Here is a 19,888-nt window from a genome sequence, read left to right on the forward strand (position 1 = left end):
ATATGTTTGATCTCCCAAAAATCTCAATAATCACTCCCTCCTACAATCAAGCAGAATTTATTGAAGCAACCATTCTTTCTGTGTTAGGACAAAATTATCGCAATCTCGAATATATTATTATCGACGGGGGAAGTACAGATTCATCAGCTGACATCATCAAAAAGTACGAAGACAAATTAGCGTATTGGCACACGGAAAAAGACCGGGGTCAGGCTGATGCCATTAATCAGGGATTTGAAAAAGCAACCGGAGACATTTTGATGTGGCTCAACAGTGATGATCTGCTGATGCCGAATATTTTATCAGTCGTTGCTGAAAAATACAGAGAAGATCCTATGAAACTGTATTATGGAAACTGTATTCATTTTCGAAATGACCGAAATGTTTTAAGTTGGGGAAGCGATGTAGTAAAAAAGACAGAGGAAAATAAATTAAATGAATTAGATTATATTATTCAGCCCTCGTCCTTTTGGTCGAAAGAAATATGGGAGCAGACAGGAAAACTCAGCGAAGAAATTCATTTTGGATTTGATTGGGAATGGTTTTTACGCGCAGAAAAAAAATTTGAACTGCAGCCCATTGCCGAATGTATTTCAATGTATAGGATTCATGATAATCATAAATCAGGAACAGGCGGCGACAAAAGGCAAATGGAACTTCTGAAAATTTATGAGTCTTATAATCCACAGTTATCAGAACTGTATGAATTGCTGATGAATGAAGATCTCGACGAAGTTCGAAAATTCAACACCATCAAATTTAAAATAAAGGATAAGTTGGGAAGACATACCAGTTTTTTTCAAAAAATTAAAACTAAAAACAAAGCTTATCAGAAATTTACAAACAAACAGATTGAGCAACTCATTACTATGCTATAATCAATCTTACACCTGTATGGAGCTATAAAATTGTAATGACTTTGGTAATTTAAAAAGTAAAATGACTATAAAATCACTCATAAAACTATATCAAGAATGCCAAAGTCTTCAAGGAACGACACTCTTGATTTTTATTAAGCATATTTTTTACAGAATAATTTACAAAAAGAAATTATTTGTTTCAGATAACACGGTTATCAAAGGAATACAAAACATCAAATCGTCCCATCCTGTTTTTATAGGTACAAGCTATGTAGGTTTTGTAAATAATAAAGATATAACACAAATCAACATTGGTGGTAAGCTGATTTTAAATTCTCCTTATGACTTTGGCAAAGGTTGTAGAATAGATATTGGAGGAGGTGGAATTGTTGAAATCGGAAAAGGAGGCTATGTCAATGCCTACACCAAAATCATCATCATGAACAAACTGAAAATTGGTAATGACTGCGTGATTTCATGGGATGTTCAATTTCTTGATGAGGATTTTCACCAAATAAGTTACAAAAGCAAATCACACCGTTCTAAGGATATAATTATTGAAGACAAAGTTTGGATTGGTTGCGGTGCAAAAATATATCAGGGTACTGTAATTCCCAAAGGATGTGTTATCGCATCCGATTCTGTTGTGAGAGGGATTTTTCTGAAAGAAAATTGTATTATTGCAGGAAATCCAGCTAAAATAATTAAGGAAAATATAGAATGGCAATAAAAATCTCCGTCATCACCATCAGCTACAACAACAGACAAGGCCTTGAAAAAACACTCAGGAGTGTGATTTCACAGACTTTTTCAGACTTCGAGTACATTGTTATTGACGGCGGTTCTCAGGATGGCAGCAAAGAGTTGCTCGAACAATATTCTGACAAAATCACGTATTGGGTAAGCGAAACAGATAAAGGAATTTACAATGCAATGAACAAAGGAATTGCCGTTGCAAAAGGAGAATACCTAATTTTTGTCAACAGTGGAGATCACTTTTACAATGACAGTTCTTTAGCAGATGCTGTAAAATATTTATCCGGCGAAGACATTATCTACGGTAACCTGGAAGTCGTCGCTGAAAATCACACCTATATAAAAAAATATCCATCAGAACTTTCCCTTTTTTACTTTTACTACGAATCTCTGCCCCACCCTTCTACATTTATCCGTAAGGATGCTTTTGAAAAATGGGGTCATTATGATGAAAATCTTAAAATAGTTTCAGACTGGAAATGGTTTCTGATTGCGATTTGCAGTCACCAGGCAAGTTTCAGACAGATTGATACAACTGTTTCTACATTCTATCTGGACGGTATCAGTGCCGGTGCACAAAGCCAGGATAAAATCAACGGCGAACGTGACCGCACATTTACTCATCATTTCCCCTTGGTAAAAGATAATCTTAAAGAACTTTTGGGTTTACAGAATGAAAACAGGAAGTTACAAAACGCAGAAAAAAAGTTTAATCATCTCAAAAAGTACAGATTGGTAAAACTTTTACATAGTTTAGGGCTGATCAAAATACCAGACTAAAAAAAATTTCACATGCAGATTGTTTAAAAAAATCTGCATATTTTTTTATCTTTCAAATCACAATCAAACTGCTCAAAACAGAAACGTACATATTTTAAACCTGCATAAACAACAGAAAAACTGCAACTTAACAAAAAAATTAACATTCCCTAAAACATGATGTATATTCTGTTTTTTTAGTCTCGATAAACTAGCAATCAAAATATCTTTTTGTGGCACGTAACAATTTACTGACTTAGATATATTAAGCAGAACAAATCCGATGAAACCATGCCAAATCAGATTAAAACCTCTTAATACGGCCTGTTAATATCCTAATTTTAATATCTTTGCGGTTGAAAAACACTGCATGACCCAACCTCTTATTTCCATCATCGTTCCCTGTTACAATCAGGCACAGTATCTTGACGAATGTCTGCAGTCTGTCATTGGCCAAACCTACCAGAAATGGGAGTGCATTATTGTTGATGACGGTTCGCCTGACCATACAGAAGAAATCGCAAAAAGCTGGGCTGAACGAAATTCACGCTTCAGATATTTCAAAAAAGAAAACGGCGGCGTTTCCGCTGCAAGAAATTTTGGAATTGACAAAGCCGAAGGAGAATGGATTTTACCCTTGGATGGGGATGACAGAATTGGAAATTTATATCTGGAAAAGGCGGCTCAAAACATGAGTTCTGATGTTGAACTTATCTACTGCAACGCTGAATTCTTCGGTACAGAAAAAAGAATCTGGAATTTGCCCGACTACAGTTTTAAGGAAATCCTGAAGCACAATCTGATTTTCTGCAGTGCTTTCTACAGGAAATCTTCTTTTCTCATGACCGGCGGTTATGACACTGATATGATAAAAGGTTTTGAGGACTGGGAATTCTGGATCAACCTTTTACATCCGCGTACAAAAGTTCTGAAATTAGACTACACAGGATTCTTTTACAGAAGAAAGGAAGTCTCCAGAGATACAATGATTAATAATGACACTGAAAATCTGAAGAAGATCGAAAATTATATCTACCGGAAACATTCTGAAAAATATACTGCAGCCTACGGGAATTTCTTTGATATGGAAAAAGAAATTCAGTCTGCAAAAGATGAAATTGAAAATCTGAAATATCACAACGCAAGGCTGCTGAAGCTCGCTGATGAAACTTTTCTGCAAAAAGTCAAACGTAAAATCTTCAAACAGAACATCTGATCTATACTCATGCTTTCCATTATCATCTCATCCTACCAGCCCCACTACTATACTGCACTTGAACAAAATATTGCAGCAACATGTGGTGTGGAATATGAGCTGATTAAAATAGACAATCCCGGTGTGATGGGACTTTGTGAAGCTTATAACAAAGGGGCAGAGAAAGCGACTTATGAAAACCTACTGTTTCTGCATGAAGATGTCAAATTCCATTCTCAAAATTGGGGGCTGAGGGTCCTGGAAGGTTTACAGATACCTGATGCAGGACTTATAGGAATTGCCGGAAGCAAAAGAAAATTTAATCTTCCTTACGGTTTTTACAATGCTATGCCGGGAGAAAATTTTGCTTTTCTTCATCACAGCGGTGAAGCACATCTTGAAATTAAGGATGATGCTATACCAGTACCCGTTCGTGTTATCGACGGCGTTTTTATCGCGATGACGAAAAAAGTGTGGTCAGAATTTTCTTTTGCCAAAGATCTTTCAGGTTATCACTTTTACGACCTAAATATTTCGTTGAGAGTGTCAGAACAATTTCAGAATTATCTTATACCCAATATCGGTATTGAGCATTTCTCAAAAGGGAATTTTGGGGATCACTGGATCAGGGCCTGCCTGAATTTCTTTAAAACAGGAAATTACCGTTATGACAGTGTTCTTCCGAAAGAGAAGAGAGACCTGAGAATCTTCTGGTACCAAAGACTCTTTACCGAAAAAATAAGTTTTGGAAACCGTTTACAATACGTTCTGAATATGGGAACCAATAAGGATACTCTGAAAGCTGCTGTTGAATTTTTAATCCATAAAAAGTTTTAAAAATGAAAGCTGATTTACCTTTAATATCCATCTGTATCCCGACTTACAACGGCGAAAAATATCTTCAGCAGGCATTAGCTTCTGTAACAGCACAAACTTATAAAAATATAGAGGTCATTATCTCTGATGACGCCTCCACAGATAAAACAATGGAAATCTGCCGGGCTTTTAAAGAAGATTCAGATTTTCCTGTTCACATATACCCTCACCAGCCCGCCGGAATCGGCGCCAACTGGAACCACTGCATCAGCAAAGCTAAGGGTGATTACATCAAATTTCTTTTTCAGGACGATATTCTGGAAAATGAATGTCTTGAAAAAAACCTTTTCTATCTTCAGCAGTATAATCTGAAGGTGGTGTGCTCCAAAAGATCTTTTATCGACGGTAATAATCAACCTGTAAAGTCCGGGGAGTTTTTTGAGAAATTCGGAGATCTGCAAAAGAATACTCTTGATCTGGATCTGGAAGAATTTTATCTTTTAAAAAAGGAAGATTTAAAGAGAATCAAACCGCATCAGCTTTCTTACAATATTTTCGGGGAACCGATTGCCTTTTTATTCAGCAAAGAGATATTCGAAAAGTACGGTCTGTTTAAAACAGATTTAAAGCAGATTCTTGATACCGAAATGGGTTACCGTATTCTTAAACATCAGCCCATAGGCATCATTGCAGAGAAATTATATAAGTTCAGACTGCACGAAGCACAGGAAAGTTCGCTCAACCAACAAAGAAAACCCAATCTTTCCGAAGATAAAAAACTGGAATTTCTGATTGTGAAAAATTTTTACAGTCATCTGTCTTACCGTACAAAAAAGCATTTCTTTTCAAAATACTATCCTTTGATAAAAGTATTTTTTAACTTTTACGGAAGCATTAAAAAAATTAATACCAAATAAGAATGACCATATCTGTAGCCATCTGCACTTACAACGGAGAAAAATATCTTGCTGAACAGCTGGACAGTATTCTCAGCCAGACTGTGAAAGCAGACGAAATCGTGATTTGCGACGATGGATCAAAGGATGGCACTGTGGAAATGCTGCAGCAGTATCAGAGGCAACATCCCGGTTTATTTAAAATTATAATCAACGAAACGAATCTGGGATATTTTAAAAATTTTGAAAAAGCCATCTATTCATGTACGGGAGATATTATTATCACCAGTGATCAGGATGATATCTGGAAACTGAATAAGATTGAAGCCACCCAAAGTTTTTTTCTTAAAAATCCCGAATTCGACGGAGTTTTTAATGATCTGGAAATTATTAATAACGGTAAAAAAATACTCGAACCTTCTTATCTCAACTGGAAACACATTTCCTATTCATTTATAGAAGAAAATATCAAAAACAACACACTGTTTGTACATCAGCAAATGCTGGGAAGTTTTGTGTTGGGTTGTGCACTGGCTGTTAAACGCTCTGCCCTGAAACAGTACGGGCTCAGTAATTTTGAAATTGCCCACGATTATTTTATAGCCCAGAAACTGGCTTCAAAAGGGAAGCTTGGTTTTATTCCTGCAACCCTCTCCTCTTACCGCCAGCATGAGGAACAGGTGTGCGGCCTCCGCGAAGCATTCAGAAATCCTGAAGAGAATGATTCACATCAGAGCGGGACATCGGCTTTTCATCAGATCGTTGGTCCCTCACTGTTAGCAGTTAAAAAATATCAGCAGTTATATCCCGATGAGGATGTAAAGAAGACACCTGTATACAGCTTTTTTATCGAAAACAGAAACAGATACCTGTCTGAACTCTCCTTTTTCCAGAGAAAAAAATACATCCTGCAGTGTGTCCGTCACCGGTATTTAGATTTACAACTGACGGATCTGTTCAAATATTAAATATACTATCGAAACAATGGACGTCAGCATCTGCATCACCACCTACAACCACGGGAAATATATTGAAGAGTGTTTGATGAGCATCTTTGCTCAGGATTTTTCGGGTACCTGTGAAATTATCATCGGGAATGACAACTCCTCGGACAATACCGAAGATATCATCCGTCAAATCATGGAAACTCATCCTAAAGGCGGAACAATCCGCTACTTCAAAAACAATCCGAATCTGGGATATGTAAAAAATACCCTTTTTACTTTTTCGCAGGCAAAGGGAAAATATATCGCTGTGCTCGACGGAGATGATTACTGGATAGACCGTTTTAAACTTCAGAAACAGTTTGACCTTCTTGAAAACAATCCTGACCTCTCGGCTGCAGGTACCAATTCAAAAGTGGTTTACGAAGATGTAGATATTGAGAGCCACAACTACAGTGACCGTCCTGAAAGAATTCTGAAAAAAGATGATCTTACCGATTTATCAATCTTTCAGACCTCAACTTTCTTTTTCAGAAAAGAAATCTTACAACCTGATTTTCCTACAGACATTATTTCTGCTGACCGCGGTCTTTATCTGCTTGCAGGATGCCATGGTGATGTGAAGTTTTTATCGGAAGAGACTGCTGTTTACAGGCAGTTTCAGGGCAGCATATCCAAGAATGTTCCCTATGAGGTTATGAAAAAGGATTTTGCAATTGTCCCTTTTATTTTAAAGCAAGGCTCAGGCTACCGCAGGTCTAAACTGATGGCTTATTTTTACTATACGCTGATGACCTATCCGAAAAAAGTAAGTAAAACCAACTTTTACCGGGCTGCTGCGGGGTATGCTTTTTATAATATTTTCTCTAAATTTACACTCCGTCCTTTCAGACTCTACAATATCGTAAGATGGACGCGTCACACCGTGATGCAGAAGTATGAGATCAAAAAAGGAAACAACAGTTTTATATAACAGCAAATGATCACAGGCAACGGACTTATCGCAAAATCCCTACAAAGCATCGATTCTGATGATGTTCTTTTTTTCGCATCCGGTGTTTCCAATTCTCTCGAAACCAGAACTTCTGAATTTGAAAGGGAACATACACTTCTGAAAAGCAAAATAGAAGAAAACCCCGGAAAAACCTTTGTGTATTTCTCTACCTGCAGCATCTACGATTCGTCTAAAAACAACAGCCATTACGTTCTCCATAAGCTGAAAATGGAACAGATTATTGCAGACCTGTGCAAAAACTATTTTATTTTGAGAATCAGCAATGCCGTGGGAAATGGCGGCAACCCGAATCTTCTCGTCAATTATCTTGTGCGCGAAATAAAAAGCAACGCAAAGATTACGCTACATACCAAAGCTACAAGAAATCTGATTGATGTAGACGATTTATGCGCTATTACAGAGAATATTCTTAAAAATTTCAGTTCCAACCAAATCATCAATCTCGCCTATCTGCAGAATTTTTCTATCATTGAAATTACAGAAGCTATTTCTGCAGTATTGATGACAGAGCCGCTCTTACAGCTTCAGAACGAAGGCTCAGGATATGAGATTGAAGTTTCAAAGATTGAAGATTACTTCAGAAAAAACAATCTTACCGATAAAGAACAGTATCTGATCAACCTGATCACCAAATATTATAAAATTTAAAACATGCCCAAAGTTTACGTAATTATTGTCACCTACAATGCCATGAAATGGACAGAAAGATGCTTCAGCAGCCTGAGGAAATCTTCTGTACCCTTACAGACCATTGTAGTAGATAATGGTTCTTCCGACGGCACTCAGGATTATATCCGTTCCAACTTTCCGGAGGTGCAGCTGATACAGTCTGAGACCAATGGAGGTTTCGGAAAAGCCAACAACACCGGGATTGAGATCGCGCACAGAGCGGGAGCCGATTTTTTCTACATCATGAATCAGGATGCATGGATTTTTGAAGATTCTGTTCAGAAACTGATTGATGCTTACACTTCCCATCCCGAGCCGGAAAAACTGGGAATCTTAAGTCCGATGCATCTCGACGGTACAGAAAAAAGATTTGACCTGCATTTCGAGAATTATCTTGGAAAAGAAACCAAAGACAACAGACTTTTTTCAGATATTTTTGCCGGAGAAGTTCAACCCTGGTACGAAATTAACTTCGTGAATGCCGCACACTGGCTGATCCCAAGAAACATAATCGAAAAAATCGGAGGTTTTAATCCCTACTTTTTTCATGGGGCCGAAGATTACGAATACATTAACCGCGTTCTTTATTTTGGATTAAAAGTAGTGGTCTGCCCACACAGTAAAGTAGTACATGACGCGAAAGTGCAGTCTTTTAAAAAGTTGGAAAACGAAGACGAAGTCTATAATCTGCAGCAGAGAAGGCTTTCCATACGCATGCAGCGGGAAACGAGATACCTGAACCCTGCATATTATTACAACATCAGAAACGAAAAAAAAGAGTTTTATTCCAATATCATCAAGCTTCGTCTGAAAGGCAATAAATCTGAATCTGATTTCTATCTGGCTCAGTATAAATATTTTCAGAACCGTTTTCAGGAGATTGAAGACCTGAGAAAAATTTCACTTACGGCAAAACATCCTTTTCTAAATCTTGATTAAAAGTTTACACATGCAAAAACTTCCGGTGAGTATAGGTATCCTGTCATGGAACAACCTGAAGACTTTAAAGAATACACTCAAATCGTACAAAAAAAACGGACTTCTGGACGTTTCCGATGATATTGTGATCCTTTTTCAGGATGTAACAGACGATGACAAGGCACTTGCCGACAGGTTTAAAGTAAAATATATCGGTCTGCAGGAAAATGTAGGTATTGGAAACGGAATAAAGCGGCTTGCACAGAATGCAAAATATGAGCAGATGCTTTTTCTGGAAAACGACTTTGAACTCACAGAAAATTTTTCAGCTGTATTTTCCAGAATACAGAGTGGCCTGGCAAAGATCAATGCAGGTTATGACGTAGTGAGATTCCGGAGCCGGAAAAACCCCGGACACCCGTTATTTTCACTGGATCACAAAGGCAACGAACTTGATTATTATGACGACTGGCATGAGTGCACCTCACCTCATCTGTTGGAATCACTGCACTGGCTGGATCCTGCAGAGCGGTTTCCCGACAAAATTCAGAGAGACGGAGACGAATTTGTGACCACATCAAGATGGGCCAACTGGACGAATAATCCGTTTCTGATCAACAGACATTTTCTGATTGACACTATTCTTCCTTTCGCAGGTGAATCGGTATCATTCGAAAGAAATATTGCATCATGGTGGGTAAAACAGAACTTTAAAATAGCGCAGGGAGAAGGTCTTTTCACACATAATGATCTCAAAAAACATCCTAAGAAAAACTTTCTCAGAAAGATCATGACCAAACTTAAAAATAAAATTACGAGATAAGCTGATGAAAATCCTTTTCCACGAAAACGAACTTAACTACAGAGGAACCTCGATTGCGCTGTATGACTATGCCGATTTTAACGAAAGATATTTGGGTAATGAATCAATTATCGCATACAACAATACCTTATCTACAAATCATATCGCCGGAATTGAAAAGTTTAAAAAAAGATTTCAGGTTTTTGATTATTCAGATTTTGCAGAAGTGGACAGCATCATCAGAAAAAATAACGTTGATTTGTTTTATGCCATAAAGAACGGTGATATCGATGGTGTAGAAACCAAAGAGTGTAAAACTGTTGTACACAGTGTTTTTAAACATTTTGAACCTCATGGTGATGTATATGCATATGTTTCTCAATGGTTAAGTGAAGAAATGACGGGATCGAAGTTTCCTTACGTACCCCACATGGTTAATTTCGGAACTGAAACGCAGGAAGATTTGAGAGAGATACTTCAAATTCCCAGACACTCAAAGGTGTTTGGATATTACGGAGGTGCTCAAAGTTTCAATATCAGTTTTGTGCAGAAAACAGTCGAAAAAATTGCGAGACAATATAAAGATGTCTATTTCATATTTATGGGTGTAGATTCTTTTATGAAAAATAAGTGGTGGAAATCATTACCGTCAAATGTCATTTTTCTGCCACCAAGCACAGATATCCTCATGAAATTAAAATTTATCAATACATGCAGTGCTTTGCTTCACGCAAGAGAACGTGGAGAAACATTCGGTATTACTGTTGCAGAATTTGCACTTTTGGGTAAACCTGTGTTAACTTTTGCTGACTCTCCGGAAAAAGCCCACTATAATCATTTGGAAAACAATGCATATTACTACCGTAACGGAAAGGAACTGAAAGACTTAATACTTGACACCGATCTTTCTCTAACTGCCAGAGAACTTTACAAAAAGTTTTTGCCAGAGCCTGTAATGGATAGATTTAAAAAGGTTTTCATTGATTAAAGCGCAACATAATCTTGCTTTTTCTTTAATTTGAATTTGTATAGGTTATGATTGCTGAAAAATACAAAACAAAAAAATTTAGCTTAGCAAACAGATAATAATGATTAGTATCGTAAGCCCCGTATATAAAGCTGAGAAAATACTTCCGGAACTTGTATTGCAACTGCAGAATGTGATGCAGAAAATGCTGGTTGAATATGAAATTATTCTGGTAGACGACAGAAGTCCGGACCAATCGTGGGAGGTCATGAAGGATCTTGCTGCGACTTACAGTCATCTGAAAATCTACAGACTCAGCAGAAATTTTGGGCAACACGCCACCATTATGGCGGGACTCAGTAAGGCTTCCGGAGATTGGGTAGTAGTGATGGATTGTGATTTACAGGATCAGCCTCAGGAAATTGAAAAACTTTACAGAAAAGCACAGGAAGGATATCAGATTGTGCAGGCCAGCAGAGTGGTAAGAAAGGATGGCAAATTCAAGAAGCTTGGCTCTAAAATGTTTTATTCGTTATTTAATTATCTTGCCGGGATGAAAATTAATAATGAGGTTGCCAATTTTGGTATTTACCACAAGGAAGTCATCAGGAATGTTCTCAGCCTTGGTGATTATATTAAATTTTTTCCTCTTTTCATCAGTTGGGTTGGCTTCCGTGCCACAACAGTTCCGGTTGAACATAAGGAACGGAGTGTCGGAGAATCTTCCTACAGTCTGAGCACACTCATATCACTGGCTTTCAACGTTATTGTTTCATTTTCAGATAAACCACTGAAATTATTTATAAGTTTAGGCGGTTTTATTTCTCTCTTTTCATTTTTGGGAGGCCTCTGGGTATTGATAAAAACACTTTTAGGGCAGATAAGCGAACCTGGTTACAGCTCTCTTATCCTTTCTATATGGTTTCTTTTCGGAGTAACATTCATGTGTTTAGGTACATTGGGTATTTATCTCGGAAAAACATTTAACCAGACGAAAAACAGACCTGTTTATATCATTGAAGAAGAATAATTTATTATGACTGAGCAAATACAATATACCGTAAAAGATGGCATTCGCTGCTATGCACCAGAATTGGCCTCTGAAAATGGAGATTATCCGCAGGAGGCTTTTTCAATTCTATTTGATCTGGAAAAAGATAATTTTTGGTTTAATTCCAGAAACCGTATGATCAAACATTTTATTTCAAAAAAAATATCAGCTGCAAACCCGTCATTTCTCGAAATTGGCTGCGGAACAGGTTATGTTTTAAATAACATCTCAAAAAATTTTCCGGATATAAAACTTACGGCTTCGGAAATTCATCTGGAAGGAATTAAATTTGCAAAAAGAAGAGTCCCGCAGGCAGATTTTGTTCAGCTTGATGCTACTAAGATGCCTTACACTGATGTATTTGATGGTATTGGCGCTTTTGATGTTCTGGAGCATATTGATGATGATATTGGTGTGATGAAGGGTGTTCATAAAGCATTAAAGAAAGGTGGATATTTCTTTATCACAGTTCCACAGCATAAATTTATGTGGAGTATTAATGATGAAATTGCTTTCCATAAAAGAAGATATACCCGTAAAGAATTGGTAACAAAACTAAAGAAGAGTGACTTTGATATAGATTTTGTAAGCTCATTTGTCTTCACTTTATTTCCGCTTATGGCAATTTCCAGAATATTAAAAAGCAGTAAGAAGGAGCAAATTACAAACGATGTTATTATTCGCGAAGTAAAAAACCTCAGAGTGGGAAAATTTACCAATAAAATCTTCAGTATACTGATGAGGATAGACGAATATCTGATCGAAAAAAATATATCACTGCCATTTGGAGGGTCGCTCGTAGTCATTGCAAAAAAATAATGATGCAGAATAAAATAACAGATTTAAAATGGGACAGTACGTTTTTCAATAAAAAGATTGGAGAACTTTCAGTTGGGCAAGATCATTCTGCGGAAGAAATCAAGGTCAACAATTATGATCTTATTGTTGTGAAACAGGTGAGTGATAAACCTTTATCAATTCCCGGCTATAGAGAAACTTTTAAAGAAACAAAAGTAATCTTCTCTAAAAATCTTTACAATGTAAACAGTCATTTGTCTACGGACATTTTAGACACTGATAACACATTGGCTGTAGACTCTTATTTTTTTGAGCTGGCGTACGAAAGTGGTAAGTACAGCCGTTTTTTGCAGGATCCGAAATTTGGTGAAGAAAAGTTCAGAGAACTCTATCGCGAATGGGTTATCAACAGTTTAAATAAAAAATTTGCCGTTAAAACTTTTTATCTTGAAGAAAACAAGGTTGCCACCAGTTTTGTTACGCTTCAAAAAGACGATCATACAGGCAAAATAGGATTGATTGCTGCAGATCCCAATTTTCAGGGAAAAGGATTAGGTAGAAAACTATTGCAGCATGCTGAAAATTATTGTCTGAACAATAGTATTACCCGTCTCGAAATACCTACACAAAAAGAGAATCTGCAAGCCTGCAGGTTTTATGAAAAGGCTGGATATGAAATAAAAGATGAGCTCATTATAAAACATTTTTGGAGAAATGATTGATTACAGATGCAACAGAAAATATAAAATATCTGCCCAGATGCTAACCTCCAAAAAACATGGAATATGATTGCCTCTGCCCTCAATTTTCTTTACAGAAAACCCCTGTTAACGGGTGTTGTCTGTATCATATTACTATATCTTCCTTATCTTTTTTTGCAGGAAAATTCGTTTATCGGAAATCCGTTTGATTACCTGAACAGTAATGTCATCTACATGAAAACTGTTGTAGACAACAATGCTGCTTTTTGGGATAACTGTACCTCATTGCCCAATATAATGCATCAGTACAGGGTAAATTACGGCAGTGAATTAGACTTTATATTTCTGCTTTTCGTGATTCTTCCTCCGTTCTATGCAATATTATTAAACTCATTCCTGATTTGCATTACTGCATTTGCTTCATTTTTTATCGCAGTAAAACACTTTATTCCGTATTGTAACCGAGGTATTTTATTTTGTTGCTCGCTGCTGTTTTCTCTATTACCATTCTGGCAGTTTGGAGGCATCAGCATAGCCGGATTTCCGCTGTTGCTGTTGTTTTTTAATCATGTCTGGTATAAAAAAGAGATCAGATGGTACTTTTATATTTTTATACTATTGTATCTGTTTTACAGCAGTTTAATTGTTTATCTACTGTTTATCTATTTCTTTTTGTTTGTTTTTTTCGTTTGTAAAGCGGTCAGTGAAAGAAAAGTGAACTTATTATTTTTCATAATACTTTTTTCGACCCTGATTATACCACTTGCAAGAGAATACAGGCAGATTCTTTTTTCACTAAATCCCTGTTTTGAAACCAACCGTGGGATTTTCTATGAAATTCCTGACATAAAACTGTCAGATTTCTTTAAAAGCATCACCGAAGGCAATCAGCATGCCGCACCACTACATAAACCTATTATAGCGCTCCTTATTTTCAGTATAATCATTTTCAGAAAGAAACTGCTTTCCGATTACAGGTTTATATTTTTTCTGATCTACATTCTTATATCAGAAGTTTTATCAATTGGATTGGCGAAAGTGATTCTGTTTCCGTTACTTGATCTCTTACATCTTGAATTTCTGAAAGGTTTTTCTCTGCACCGCTTTAATGTAGTCAATCAGTTCATCTGGTATTTTATACTTGTTTTATTATTACAGAAAATATACGTGAGTTCGTTTGTGTACAGGAAGTATGCAATCTCTGTTATTATTATTGCAGTTGCTGTTAATGTTTTTAAAGAAAATATTCCTCTCGAAAACATCCGCTCTGCCGTTTTCACAGACAGACACCGTGCCCATATAAAATACTCAGATTATTATATGCTGGATGAATACAGAAAGATTAAACAGATTCTGCCGTCAGACCAACGACGATATTCGGTCGTGCATTATGGTTTTGATCCTGCCGCATCCAATTATCACGGATTTATAACATTTGACGGATTGTTTCCTGTATATTCCGAAGAAACCAACAGAGAATTTAACAGGTTGATTGCACCTCTTAAAGAAAGTGATCCTGCAAGATATGCACATGCCCGTTTTAATATGTATATTGTGCCAGAAAATTATAAACATACTCATAATTTCCTGCAGAATTATTCCAAAAAACCACTGCAGCTCAATATAGATACCCGTGTGCTGTACAGAAACAACGTTCAATACATACTATCAACAGTACCACTTATCAACAGAGAATTTGAATTAAAATCATCAGTCCAATCAAAATTTTGGCAAATGATTTATATTTATAAAATAAAAAAATTAGAAGTTAGCAAATGATTCCTTTTAACAAACCATTTCTTACAGGTAAAGAAACACTATATATAGAAGATGCTGTGAAATCCGGTAAAATTTCCGGAAACGGTATTTTTACACAGAAGTGTCACTCTTTTTTTGAAGATAAATATCAATTCAAAAAAGTACTGCTCACTACATCGTGTACAGATGCCCTGGAGATGGCAGCAATTCTTGCCAACATCGAAGCAGGTGATGAAGTTATTATTCCCAGTTACACATTTGTTTCTACCGCATTGGCATTTGTAAGACAAGGTGCAAAGATTATTTTTGCTGATTCTTATCCGGACAATCCAAATATGGATGCCACTCTCATTGAAAGTCTGATCACATCAAAAACAAAAGCCATTGTTGTTGTTCACTACGCAGGAATTGCCTGTGACATGGAAAAAATAATGAAAATAGCAGATCTTCATAAGCTTGTTGTGATTGAAGATGCAGCACAAGCCATCGATAGTTTTTATACTTTTTCTGACGGAACAAAAAAAGCTTTGGGGAGCATTGGACATCTTGGTGCATTTTCTTTCCATGAGACCAAAAACATCATTTCCGGTGAAGGCGGCATGTTGACAATAAATGACGAAAAATACATTGACCGTGCAGAAATAATATGGGAGAAAGGGACAAACAGAAGTCAGTTTTTCCGGGGTGAAATCAATAAATATGGATGGGTAGATACCGGTTCATCTTTTTTACCGAGCGAGATAATCTCAGCATTTCTGTGGGCACAGCTGGAAAATTTAGATAAAATCCAACAGAAAAGGTTAACAATATGGAATCAGTACTTTGAACATCTAAAAGATATTCCTTTCATCCACACCCCGCAGATTCCTGACTTTGCTACCAACAATGCACACATGTTTTATGTAATTTTCGAAAGCGTTGAAAAACGATCTCAAATGATACAGTATCTGAAAGATAATGAGGTATTGTCTGTCTTTCATTACCTTTCTCTTCATAAAAGCGATTATTACAAAGACAAACATGATGGAAGAAATTTACAGAATTCAGACAATTTTGAAAACACTTTATTAAGACTTCCTCTGTATTACGATCTGTCAGAATCAGAAATCGACAAGGTAATCAGTTTGATCAAGAACTTCAATAAATAGAAGATTATGTGTGGAATTGCAGGAATTATAACTTCCAATGCCAGAAACTATCATGTAGAAATAAAAAAAATGACCGATGCCATAGCTCATCGTGGTCCCGATTCTGCTGATCATGAGTTTTATGAAAATGCAGCTTTAGGACATCGTCGGCTTTCTATAATCGATCTTTCTGAAAACGGAAAACAACCCATGTTTTCCAATAACAGAAATGAATGCATAGTTTTGAACGGTGAAATATATGGTTATCAAAATATCAAAAACCATTATTCAGATTATCCCTACCGCGGAGAGTCAGATACCGAGGTAATTCTTGCCATGTACCAAAGAAGGAAGGAAAAACTTATTAATGATCTTCCCGGAATGTTTGCATTTGCAATTTGGGATGAAGAGAAACAGGAACTTTTCTGTGCCAGAGACCGCTTTGGTGAAAAACCTTTTTATTACGCCGCCGGAAAAAACGGAGAATTTATTTTTGCATCGGAAATAAAAGCTATTCTTGCATCTGGACTGATACAGCCCGTGATTAATCAGGAAGCACTCTCACATTATCTACAGTACGGCTATGTGAATACTTACCAAAGCATTTATGAGAATATACAGACTTTACCTCCAGCCCATCAATTGATTTATAATAATGGAAAAATATCTGTATCAAGATACTACAGTTTGCCTTTTAAAGACCGTACAGTAAGTTTATCTGACGCAAAGGAAGAGTTTGTTTATCTTCTGAGAAATGCAGTTCAAAAACAACTGATTGCCGATGTTGAAGTAGGGAGCTTTTTAAGCGGTGGTCTGGATTCTTCTTCCATCGTTGCTTTGGTAAATGAATTTCTGCCTCATCAGACTACATTAAGCTTTGGATATGATCACGAAGACAGTGAGCTCAGATATGCCAAAGAAATCGCTGAGAAATATAAAACCAAACACATTGAAATTCATGAGAAAAAGAAAGACCTCGCAACTTCTCTTTTAAATATAACACCGTATTTTGATGAACCTTTTGCGGACCGATCTTTTCTTGCACATTATGAGATCTGCAGAAATGCAAGAAAAAACTTAACTGTAGTTCTTTCCGGTGATGCGGGTGACGAACTTTTTGGTGGCTACAATTTTTACAGAACCGAAAATGCGCTGAAAAATCATTTTAGCTACAACAATATCATGGCTAAATTTGGGATGAAATTTTATCGGAATTTTAAACAGATATCTTTTATTTCTCAGAAAAATCTGGAGCATGACAACATTCTGCAATTTCATCAAAATGATGTGAGAAACACCTTCAGTCTGGCAGAAAGGAAATCATTGGGAGTAGCGGTTAATTTTCAGCAAAATTATAGTTTTACCCCTGATTCTGATTCTTTAAATGATATCATGAGAGTGGATCTGGAAAAATATGTTCCCGGAAATATGATGGTGAAATCCGACAGAATGGCTATGGCTAATTCGTTAGAGGTGCGAACACCATTTTTGGATGTAGATTTTGCCGAATTCTGTATACAGTTACCAGAGCAACTTAAGCTGGATACTGAAAACGATAAGATTATTCTTCGTGAATCCATGAATTCTTACTGGACGGAAAGCATCAAAAACAGAAAAAAACAGGGATTCGGAATGCATGTAGAAGACTGGTTTCAGGAAGATAATTTAATGCGTCTCTCTGATGATCTTCTTAAAAATAAAAATCATAGAGTGTTTGATTACATCGATTTTGATGCAACTCAGAAGTTCTTAGACAAAGGGCAAAAACACTGGAATCTTTTACAGCTGGCGCTTTGGGCTGATAATACTAAATCTTTCTTATGAAATTAAACATTTCTGTTGTAATTCCGGTCTATAATGCATCTCTGTATCTCCGTAACGCTGTAAATTCTGCAATACAGTTTGATGAGGTACAGGAAGTAATATTGGTAGAGGATCTTTCCACTGATGACTCTTTTGCAATTTGTGAGCAGTTAGTTTCAGAAGACCCGAGGATAAAGCTCTTTCAGCATCCAGACAAAGCCAATCATGGAGCAGCAGCTTCAAGAAATTTAGGTATAGAAAAAGCGCAGTCAGAATATATTGCTTTTTTAGATGCTGATGATTACTATCTTCCCAACCGCTTTCAGGCAGAGAAAAACATTTTTGAAGATCCGAAAACCGAGGGCGTATTCGGTGCGCTTGGAGTAGAATATTTATCAGAAAAAGGCAGAGAAGAATTTCAGAATAAATTTAAAGACACTGCTCTTACCACCGTCAAGTTTGCAGCTGAAGGTGAAGAAATCTTTAAAGGGTTACTGGGACTTTCTACAAATACGTTTGGCTCTTTTTTTCATCTCAATACTCTTACAGTAAAAAAATCTTCTCTTGCAAATCACAGGTTTAATGAAGATTTACGTGTACACCAGGATTCAGATTTTATAATCAAACTTTCATATCACAGTTATCTGAAAACAGGAATTATAGATAACGCTATTGCAATAAGAGGCGTACATGACAACAACAGAATAACAAAGATAAAACCCTATTCAGAAAAATTTTACCGCAACAACCTTCTCCTGCAAAAATCACTTTACCAATGGAGTAAATCTGCTTCCCTGAACAATACTTATCGAAAAAAAATAAAATTAGATTATCTGAGCTTCGGAATTGCCTGTAAAAAAGGGATTTCTAAATGGTTCTCTTTTTTCAAAACCGTGTTACGCTACCCGGAATTTATCAGAACAAAATATCGTTTTCATGCTTTAAACAAACATATTGATGATTAAAAAAATAAGATTGTTGAAAGCCCTTCTACATGATTCAGCAGCATTCATCCGGCTAAAGCTCAAAACAACTGATCCAAACAGCAAAGCACTGCTTGTAAATTTCGAAAATCCTCAACTTTATCATCGTTTTTTTTATACGATGCTCAAATTTTACAGACTGGCCGGCTACACTGTTTTTTACCCGATGAGTTTTTCTACATTCAGAAATCTCAGAAATAAAGACAGATATCTCAGTCTCATTGTCCGGGAAGACAATTTTTTAGATTTAAATGTAAAAAATCTGCCTGAAGATTTTGTTGAAATTACAGACCGCATTTTCAGTCCGGATTATTTTTCAGATTATTTTGATAAAAAAAATAATACTGAAAATTCTTTCCACGTTCCTATGAGTTTTCATCCTTTCATGTACAATCAGGAGATTTGGGACTTAAATGTGGATACTGAAAGAAAGAGGTTCAACGCTATCTTCTGCTACGGTAATTTTGATTCTAAAGCTTATCTGGATATTAAGAAAACCGATTTTAAAGTAATTCCCAGAACAGAATTGCTGAAATTCTTTCAGAACAAAGACAACTATCTTGAGGCATTTTCAGAAGAAAAAATTACATCTAAAAGCAAGGAAGAACTTGACAGAAAATATGTTTTTGCAATAAAAGAAAACTACGGAATTGCTATGAACGATGTAAGAGAGCACCTCTCCTATTTCAATTTTTATCTTTGCTGTCCGGGGGTTGTGATGCCTTTATGCCACAATGTAATTGAAGCAATGTCAGTTGGTACAATCCCTCTGATCGAAAAGGAATATGCCCAGGTGATGTATCCCAATTTACAGGATAGAGTGAATGCCATAATTTTTGATGATTTGGAGCATCTGAATCAAATACTTGCAGATAAACTCTTCAATTTATCTGAAGAAGAAATTTCTTCTTTAAAAAAGAATGTTCTTGAGTATTACAAAAAATACCTTACCCCTGAGGGAGTTGTGAAAAACATTAATAATAGTATTCACAATAAAAAACTGATTTATCTGCAGGCTGAGCATAGAAGTGTAAAATTTAAAAAATAAATTTACTAAGGTGCAGAAATTT

Annotated in this window: 20 protein-coding genes; all 20 read left to right on the forward strand. The window is 36.3% G+C overall.

Annotated features, from left to right (window positions below):
- Positions 1 to 2 precede the first annotated feature (2 nt).
- The 20 genes from IC610_RS18010 to IC610_RS18105 all read left to right on the forward strand — a co-directional run bounded on the left by IC610_RS18010 (position 3) and on the right by IC610_RS18105 (position 19,866).
- On the forward strand, positions 3 to 878 hold the full coding sequence (locus IC610_RS18010; RefSeq protein WP_191738079.1) for a glycosyltransferase family 2 protein: 876 nt from the start codon (positions 3 to 5) through the stop codon (positions 876 to 878).
- Positions 879 to 939: 61 nt separating this feature from the next.
- The gene (locus IC610_RS18015) at positions 940 to 1,590 is read left to right on the forward strand and encodes an acyltransferase (RefSeq protein WP_191738080.1); all 651 of its coding nucleotides are present in this window, start codon (positions 940 to 942) and stop codon (positions 1,588 to 1,590) included.
- Positions 1,581 to 2,396 carry a glycosyltransferase family 2 protein gene (locus tag IC610_RS18020; protein ID WP_191738081.1) on the forward strand — a complete coding sequence of 272 codons (816 nt, stop codon included), beginning with the start codon at positions 1,581 to 1,583 and terminating at the stop codon, positions 2,394 to 2,396. The genes IC610_RS18015 and IC610_RS18020 overlap by 10 nt, the downstream gene beginning before the upstream one ends.
- A 349-nt stretch (positions 2,397 to 2,745) precedes the next feature.
- The gene (locus IC610_RS18025) at positions 2,746 to 3,591 is read left to right on the forward strand and encodes a glycosyltransferase family 2 protein (RefSeq protein WP_191738082.1); all 846 of its coding nucleotides are present in this window, start codon (positions 2,746 to 2,748) and stop codon (positions 3,589 to 3,591) included.
- Positions 3,592 to 3,600: 9 nt separating this feature from the next.
- Positions 3,601 to 4,407, forward strand: a complete 807-nt coding sequence (locus IC610_RS18030) for a glycosyltransferase (RefSeq protein ID WP_191738083.1) — start codon at positions 3,601 to 3,603, stop codon at positions 4,405 to 4,407.
- A gap of 2 nt (positions 4,408 to 4,409) precedes the next feature.
- Complete coding sequence (locus tag IC610_RS18035) at positions 4,410 to 5,303, forward strand: glycosyltransferase family 2 protein (protein ID WP_191738084.1); 894 nt, start codon at positions 4,410 to 4,412, stop codon at positions 5,301 to 5,303.
- Positions 5,304 to 5,305: 2 nt separating this feature from the next.
- Entirely contained in the window at positions 5,306 to 6,250 is a 945-nt protein-coding gene (locus tag IC610_RS18040) for a glycosyltransferase (protein ID WP_191738085.1), read from the forward strand.
- A 16-nt stretch (positions 6,251 to 6,266) separates the two neighbouring features.
- A complete protein-coding gene (locus IC610_RS18045; protein WP_191738086.1) occupies positions 6,267 to 7,199 on the forward strand; it encodes a glycosyltransferase in 933 nt (310 codons plus the stop codon).
- A gap of 6 nt (positions 7,200 to 7,205) precedes the next feature.
- Positions 7,206 to 7,889, forward strand: a complete 684-nt coding sequence (locus IC610_RS18050; RefSeq protein WP_191738087.1) for an NAD-dependent epimerase/dehydratase family protein — start codon at positions 7,206 to 7,208, stop codon at positions 7,887 to 7,889.
- A gap of 3 nt (positions 7,890 to 7,892) precedes the next feature.
- Complete coding sequence (locus IC610_RS18055; RefSeq protein WP_191738088.1) at positions 7,893 to 8,849, forward strand: glycosyltransferase family 2 protein; 957 nt, start codon at positions 7,893 to 7,895, stop codon at positions 8,847 to 8,849.
- 10 nt (positions 8,850 to 8,859) lie between these two features.
- On the forward strand, positions 8,860 to 9,651 hold the full coding sequence (locus IC610_RS18060) for a glycosyltransferase family 2 protein (RefSeq protein WP_191738089.1): 792 nt from the start codon (positions 8,860 to 8,862) through the stop codon (positions 9,649 to 9,651).
- A gap of 4 nt (positions 9,652 to 9,655) precedes the next feature.
- Positions 9,656 to 10,618 (forward strand): glycosyltransferase family protein, encoded by a 963-nt coding sequence (locus IC610_RS18065; RefSeq protein ID WP_191738090.1) that lies wholly within the window; start codon positions 9,656 to 9,658, stop codon positions 10,616 to 10,618.
- A 100-nt stretch (positions 10,619 to 10,718) separates the two neighbouring features.
- Entirely contained in the window at positions 10,719 to 11,627 is a 909-nt protein-coding gene (locus tag IC610_RS18070; RefSeq protein ID WP_191738091.1) for a glycosyltransferase family 2 protein, read from the forward strand.
- 6 nt (positions 11,628 to 11,633) lie between these two features.
- Positions 11,634 to 12,467, forward strand: coding sequence for a class I SAM-dependent methyltransferase (locus tag IC610_RS18075; RefSeq protein WP_191738092.1), 834 nt, complete (start codon positions 11,634 to 11,636; stop codon positions 12,465 to 12,467).
- Between the two features lie 2 nt (positions 12,468 to 12,469).
- A complete protein-coding gene (locus IC610_RS18080) occupies positions 12,470 to 13,168 on the forward strand; it encodes a GNAT family N-acetyltransferase (protein ID WP_191738093.1) in 699 nt (232 codons plus the stop codon).
- Between the two features lie 63 nt (positions 13,169 to 13,231).
- Complete coding sequence (locus IC610_RS18085; protein ID WP_191738094.1) at positions 13,232 to 14,926, forward strand: DUF6044 family protein; 1,695 nt, start codon at positions 13,232 to 13,234, stop codon at positions 14,924 to 14,926.
- Complete coding sequence (gene rffA / locus IC610_RS18090) at positions 14,923 to 16,053, forward strand: dTDP-4-amino-4,6-dideoxygalactose transaminase (protein WP_191738095.1); 1,131 nt, start codon at positions 14,923 to 14,925, stop codon at positions 16,051 to 16,053. Before IC610_RS18085 ends, rffA begins: the two co-directional genes overlap by 4 nt.
- A 6-nt stretch (positions 16,054 to 16,059) precedes the next feature.
- Complete coding sequence (gene asnB / locus IC610_RS18095; protein ID WP_191738096.1) at positions 16,060 to 17,856, forward strand: asparagine synthase (glutamine-hydrolyzing); 1,797 nt, start codon at positions 16,060 to 16,062, stop codon at positions 17,854 to 17,856.
- Positions 17,853 to 18,800, forward strand: coding sequence for a glycosyltransferase family 2 protein (locus IC610_RS18100; RefSeq protein ID WP_191738097.1), 948 nt, complete (start codon positions 17,853 to 17,855; stop codon positions 18,798 to 18,800). Before asnB ends, IC610_RS18100 begins: the two co-directional genes overlap by 4 nt.
- Positions 18,793 to 19,866: a hypothetical protein gene (locus IC610_RS18105; RefSeq protein WP_191738098.1), complete on the forward strand. Its 1,074-nt coding sequence runs from the start codon at positions 18,793 to 18,795 to the stop codon at positions 19,864 to 19,866. Before IC610_RS18100 ends, IC610_RS18105 begins: the two co-directional genes overlap by 8 nt.
- The last annotated feature ends 22 nt before the right edge of the window (positions 19,867 to 19,888 follow it).

The sequence above is a fragment of the Chryseobacterium caseinilyticum genome, from assembly GCF_014837145.1.
GTDB lineage: Bacteria > Bacteroidota > Bacteroidia > Flavobacteriales > Weeksellaceae > Chryseobacterium > Chryseobacterium caseinilyticum.

What these genes read in the sequence shown, in the direction of transcription:
- IC610_RS18010 (WP_191738079.1), top strand. Translation starts at nt 3, where the DNA reads ATGTTTGATCTCCCAAAAATCTCAATAATCACTCCCTCCTACAATCAA.
- IC610_RS18015 (WP_191738080.1), top strand. Translation starts at nt 940, where the DNA reads ATGACTATAAAATCACTCATAAAACTATATCAAGAATGCCAAAGTCTT.
- IC610_RS18020 (WP_191738081.1), top strand. Translation starts at nt 1,581, where the DNA reads ATGGCAATAAAAATCTCCGTCATCACCATCAGCTACAACAACAGACAA.
- IC610_RS18025 (WP_191738082.1), top strand. Translation starts at nt 2,746, where the DNA reads ATGACCCAACCTCTTATTTCCATCATCGTTCCCTGTTACAATCAGGCA.
- IC610_RS18030 (WP_191738083.1), top strand. Translation starts at nt 3,601, where the DNA reads ATGCTTTCCATTATCATCTCATCCTACCAGCCCCACTACTATACTGCA.
- IC610_RS18035 (WP_191738084.1), top strand. Translation starts at nt 4,410, where the DNA reads ATGAAAGCTGATTTACCTTTAATATCCATCTGTATCCCGACTTACAAC.
- IC610_RS18040 (WP_191738085.1), top strand. Translation starts at nt 5,306, where the DNA reads ATGACCATATCTGTAGCCATCTGCACTTACAACGGAGAAAAATATCTT.
- IC610_RS18045 (WP_191738086.1), top strand. Translation starts at nt 6,267, where the DNA reads ATGGACGTCAGCATCTGCATCACCACCTACAACCACGGGAAATATATT.
- IC610_RS18050 (WP_191738087.1), top strand. Translation starts at nt 7,206, where the DNA reads ATGATCACAGGCAACGGACTTATCGCAAAATCCCTACAAAGCATCGAT.
- IC610_RS18055 (WP_191738088.1), top strand. Translation starts at nt 7,893, where the DNA reads ATGCCCAAAGTTTACGTAATTATTGTCACCTACAATGCCATGAAATGG.
- IC610_RS18060 (WP_191738089.1), top strand. Translation starts at nt 8,860, where the DNA reads ATGCAAAAACTTCCGGTGAGTATAGGTATCCTGTCATGGAACAACCTG.
- IC610_RS18065 (WP_191738090.1), top strand. Translation starts at nt 9,656, where the DNA reads ATGAAAATCCTTTTCCACGAAAACGAACTTAACTACAGAGGAACCTCG.
- IC610_RS18070 (WP_191738091.1), top strand. Translation starts at nt 10,719, where the DNA reads ATGATTAGTATCGTAAGCCCCGTATATAAAGCTGAGAAAATACTTCCG.
- IC610_RS18075 (WP_191738092.1), top strand. Translation starts at nt 11,634, where the DNA reads ATGACTGAGCAAATACAATATACCGTAAAAGATGGCATTCGCTGCTAT.
- IC610_RS18080 (WP_191738093.1), top strand. Translation starts at nt 12,470, where the DNA reads ATGCAGAATAAAATAACAGATTTAAAATGGGACAGTACGTTTTTCAAT.
- IC610_RS18085 (WP_191738094.1), top strand. Translation starts at nt 13,232, where the DNA reads ATGATTGCCTCTGCCCTCAATTTTCTTTACAGAAAACCCCTGTTAACG.
- rffA (WP_191738095.1), top strand. Translation starts at nt 14,923, where the DNA reads ATGATTCCTTTTAACAAACCATTTCTTACAGGTAAAGAAACACTATAT.
- asnB (WP_191738096.1), top strand. Translation starts at nt 16,060, where the DNA reads ATGTGTGGAATTGCAGGAATTATAACTTCCAATGCCAGAAACTATCAT.
- IC610_RS18100 (WP_191738097.1), top strand. Translation starts at nt 17,853, where the DNA reads ATGAAATTAAACATTTCTGTTGTAATTCCGGTCTATAATGCATCTCTG.
- IC610_RS18105 (WP_191738098.1), top strand. Translation starts at nt 18,793, where the DNA reads ATGATTAAAAAAATAAGATTGTTGAAAGCCCTTCTACATGATTCAGCA.